Genomic DNA, 4198 nt, shown 5'->3' with positions numbered 1-4198 from the left:
CCGCCGCAACCTCCCTCGCGGATGCTTAATAAAAATGAGTGGCCAGCACAGGGATTTGAGTTTTTATCGTTCTCTCCAATGCCGAGCCCCGATAAACAACTAAAACATATTCGATTAGATCATGTCATGCAGTACCTGCTAGGAGACAAATTAACATGAGTGAGTCAAACCAAACATTTCAAGCAGGGCGTCGTATAGATACGCAAAGCATTGAGCAAAACGAACCCGTTTTAGCACCTGCAAAAATTATTCAGCACGGGCAAAGTGATTACGAAGAACTTGAAGATGAAGCACTAGAGCCAGAAATAGATCTAGAGCCTGTATATAAAAAGTCAAAGTGGCAAACACTTAAAGGTGTTTTTGCTATTAGTTTTATAGTACTGGTGCTTTTAGAGTTTGCGTACTCGTTAGTATTTGCTTTCGAGCAGTCAATTATTTTAGGCAGTGTTTATTTAACCGCGGTTGTAAGTGGCGTACTGCTAATAGGGCGCTTATTGTGGCGAGAGTACCGAATGCTGCGCAGTTTAAAGCGTAACCAGCTGCACCGAGTTGAAGCCGACAGGCTTTTAAACAGCGAGCAAGTAGGCGGTGCATTACCTTGGCTCGAAAAGCTTAATAAACACCAAGAGCTTGATAACTTTGAAACCTTTAAAAACCAAGTAGCGATGCATCACAGCGACAAAGAAATAATGACGCTGTACGCCAACAGTTTATTAATAAGCCAAGACACCAAAGCTAAAAAGCTTATAAATCGTTTTGCGACTGAATCTGCACTGCTAGTTGCCCTAAGCCCACTTGCGCTGGTGGATATGATGGCTGTGCTTTGGCGTGGTACTAAGTTAATAGAACAAATTGGTAAAATTTACGGCATTGGTTTTGGCTACGCGAGCCGTATAAAGTTATACCGCATGTTGATAAAACAAGTAATGTTTGTTGGCAGTGCAGAGCTTGTATCTGACCTTGCTGCAACTGCACTAAGTGCTGAGCTTTTAGGTAAGCTTTCGGGACGAGCTGCGCAAGGGGTCAGCGCCGGTATTTTTACAGCGCGTATTGGTTACAAAGCAATGGAGCTTAGTCGCCCATTACCACGGCTTGAAAACAAACGCAGCTTACTAAAAGGCACTGTGCAAAGCATCGCAGGTAAAATTATGAGCCGTAAAAAGGCGGAGTCAACGTAGTAAAGGTAGTGGCAATATTTGTGTACAAACGTGCGCTGCACGGTTTTTGCACAAATAGCCATCTGAGCATCCGGCATGCTTGCTGTTTGTAAGCGCATACGTTTTGATTGTTGAATCGCAAAAACATAATAATCAAAAAAATGAGCCTACAATGAGCAAGCATCATATAAACACCCAGTGTATTCACGGACCACAAAAAGCAAACGACCCGCACGGGGCACTCACTTCTCCTTTGTATCAAACCTCTACCTTTCATTTTGAAAACGCCGCACAAGGTGCTGCGCGTTTTGCAGGCGACGAACCTGGCTATATTTATACGCGCTTAGGAAACCCCACAACCACAGAGCTTGAACAAAAAGTTGCTCAACTAGAAAGTTGTGAAGCAGCAGCTGCAACCGCAACAGGTATGGGGGCTGTATCTGCCTCAGTACTGAGCTTTTTATCGCAAGGAGATCATCTTGTTGCCTCAAGTGCTTTATATGGTTGTACCTTTGCGTTTTTCTCGCATATGTTGCCGCGCTGGGGAATCGAAGTCACTTTTGTTGATATGACCAACGAGGACGAACTACGCGCTGCCATCAAACCTAATTCAAAAATGATATTTGTAGAAACGCCAATCAACCCCACTATGGCGGTTATTGATTTGGCACTTATTGGCGCAGTTGCTAAAGAGCACAACTTAATTAGTGTGGTCGACAACACCTTTTTAACGCCGCTCCTGCAATCACCAAAAAAATACGGTATCGACATTATAATGCACAGTGCGACCAAGTACTTAAATGGTCACGGAGACGTAGTCGCCGGTATTGTATGTGGATCGCTTGAGCACATAACACACATTAAAATGACCGTACTAAAAGACATTGGTGCAACCATAAGCCCGCACGATGCATGGCTAATTAATCGAGGCCTAAAAACACTCGCCATTAGAATAGAACGCCATTGTCAAAGTGCACAAACAATAGCGCAATATCTAGAAGCGCACCCACAAGTAAGTACCGTATATTACCCAGGGCTTAAATCGCACCCAGGTCATAAGTTTATTGGCAACCAAATGAAAGCCGCTGGTGGTGTTATTGCATTTGAAATAAAAGGCACGCTACAAGATGGCGCACAATTTATTGATAGTATGAAACTTTGTACACTTGCAGTAAGCCTCGGCGACGCTGAAACACTGATTCAGCATCCTGCATCTATGACTCACTCGCCTTATACGCCAGAGGAACGAGCCGCCGCTGGAATAAGTGATGGGCTGATCAGACTCTCGGTTGGGCTTGAAGATGTTAACGACATTATTAGTGATTTAGACCAAGCTTTTACTGAAATTGGTTGGGTGTAATTAATTGTATACACATAAAGGCAAGCTACAGGCCTTTATTTAAAGGTCTGTATTTTTAGATTGCCATAGGTGTAATTATAAATTTACGATAGTGGTGATCGTCCCAAATACTGATGTTAGTCTATCTATTAAACTTTTCTTCACTTTTGCATAGTATGGGGTCATTCGATATTCAATAGATTTGAGTATCACACTGACACCGATTTAGGGCTCACACCCAAGAAGGTACTTATGGCTAAAGCAAGTAAATACACATCCAAAACACCAGACGAAAATGGTGTTATACACTGGAGTGATGAAGAAAATAAAATTTGGTCTGAGCTTGTAGCGCGTCAACTTGCATGCATTGAAGGCAAAGCCTGCAACGAGTACATGCAAGGGTTAAAAAAGATTAACCTGCCGCACGATCGTATTCCGCAGTTAAGCGAACTAAACGAAGTGTTACTAGCCACTACCGGTTGGCAAGTCGCGCCAGTACCTGCGCTTATCGACTTTGATGAGTTTTTTAGATTACTGGCAAACAAGCAGTTTCCGGTAGCTACATTTATTCGTAGCCGCGAAGAATTTGACTACCTACAAGAGCCAGATATTTTTCATGAAATATTTGGCCATTGCGCCATGCTAACTAACCCTGACTTTGCCGAGTTTACGCACAAGTACGGACAATTAGGTTACGCAGCGCAGAAAAAGGACCGTGTATACCTTGCGCGTATATACTGGTTTACAGTTGAATTTGGTTTAATGCAAACCGAAGACGGCCTGCGTATTTACGGCGGCGGTATTTTATCAAGCCCAGGTGAAACTCAGTACGTATACTCAAACACGCCAGAAATTAGCCCAATGAATGTGCTTGATGTACTGCGTACGCCGTACCGTATTGATATTATGCAGCCACAGTACTACACCATAAATTCGATTCATGATCTGTTTGATATATCGCAAATGGATATTATGACTTTGGTTGAGCGAGCTAAAGAGCTTGGCTTGCACGACCCAAAATTTCCACCAAAAGAAAAATTAGCCAGTTAAACATTAATGCTAAAAAAGCTAAAAGTAAGGATTTAGAATGTCTTCATTAAGTGCACAAAAATGCGAAGCCTGTCACGTAGATGCGCCAAAAGTATCTGACGAAGAGTTAGCACAATTAATTACTAAAATCCCAGACTGGGTACCAGAAGTACGCGACGGCATTATGCAGCTTGAGCGTGTTTATAAATTTAAAAACTTTAAGCAAGCTATCGCGTTTACTAACAAAGTAGGCGACATGGCAGAAGACGAAGGCCATCACCCAGGTTTATTAACCGAGTGGGGCAAAGTAACGGTTACATGGTGGAGCCATTCAATTAAAGGCCTACACAAAAACGATTTTATTTGCGCAGCTAAAACAGACGACGTATTTAACGCGCTGTAGTTAAAAATTAATTGAGCGAACTAAAAAGGCACTTTTCAGCTGTCTCTTATACACAAATCCCTGCTAAGAAATTAGCGGGGATTTTTTTGAACTAAATCTCAATGTCATGATCAGATCTTCAAATCTTGTTTGATGGCACATTATGATTAACGAACATACTCATTGGGCAAAACAACAATTCGGTAAATCGGACTTAGGTGATCCAAGAAGAACAGCGCGTCTGGTAAAGTTAGCATCAACGCTTGCAAATGAACCAGGAAAACCACTTGT

General features: G+C 42.4%; 6 protein-coding genes. All 6 read left to right on the top strand.

Translation table 11 applies throughout. The annotated features are described in order from the left end of the window. A partial coding sequence (locus L655_RS1000000126840; protein WP_139016279.1) for a YcjX family protein occupies nucleotides 1-159 on the top strand: 159 nt, incomplete at its 5' end. Beyond that, nucleotides 156-1178, top strand: coding sequence for a TIGR01620 family protein (locus L655_RS0119240; protein ID WP_024605986.1), 1023 nt, complete (start codon nucleotides 156-158; stop codon nucleotides 1176-1178). The genes L655_RS1000000126840 and L655_RS0119240, both read left to right, overlap by 4 nt. 151 nt (nucleotides 1179-1329) lie before the next feature. Then, nucleotides 1330-2517, top strand: coding sequence for a methionine gamma-lyase (megL, locus tag L655_RS0119235; protein WP_024605985.1), 1188 nt, complete (start codon nucleotides 1330-1332; stop codon nucleotides 2515-2517). A gap of 231 nt (nucleotides 2518-2748) precedes the next feature. Continuing rightward, nucleotides 2749-3546: a phenylalanine 4-monooxygenase gene (gene phhA, locus L655_RS0119230; protein WP_002958327.1), complete on the top strand. Its 798-nt coding sequence runs from the start codon at nucleotides 2749-2751 to the stop codon at nucleotides 3544-3546. A gap of 37 nt (nucleotides 3547-3583) precedes the next feature. Then, complete coding sequence (locus L655_RS0119225; RefSeq protein WP_002958326.1) at nucleotides 3584-3928, top strand: 4a-hydroxytetrahydrobiopterin dehydratase; 345 nt, start codon at nucleotides 3584-3586, stop codon at nucleotides 3926-3928. A 142-nt stretch (nucleotides 3929-4070) separates the two neighbouring features. Further along, the coding region (locus L655_RS1000000126835; RefSeq protein WP_139016278.1) for a transposase DNA-binding-containing protein at nucleotides 4071-4198 on the top strand (128 nt) is incomplete at its 3' end.

This window comes from Pseudoalteromonas sp. TAE79 (assembly GCF_000498015.1).
Taxonomy (GTDB): Bacteria; Pseudomonadota; Gammaproteobacteria; order Enterobacterales; family Alteromonadaceae; genus Pseudoalteromonas.
This window is presented reverse-complemented; position numbering and strand designations above follow the sequence as displayed.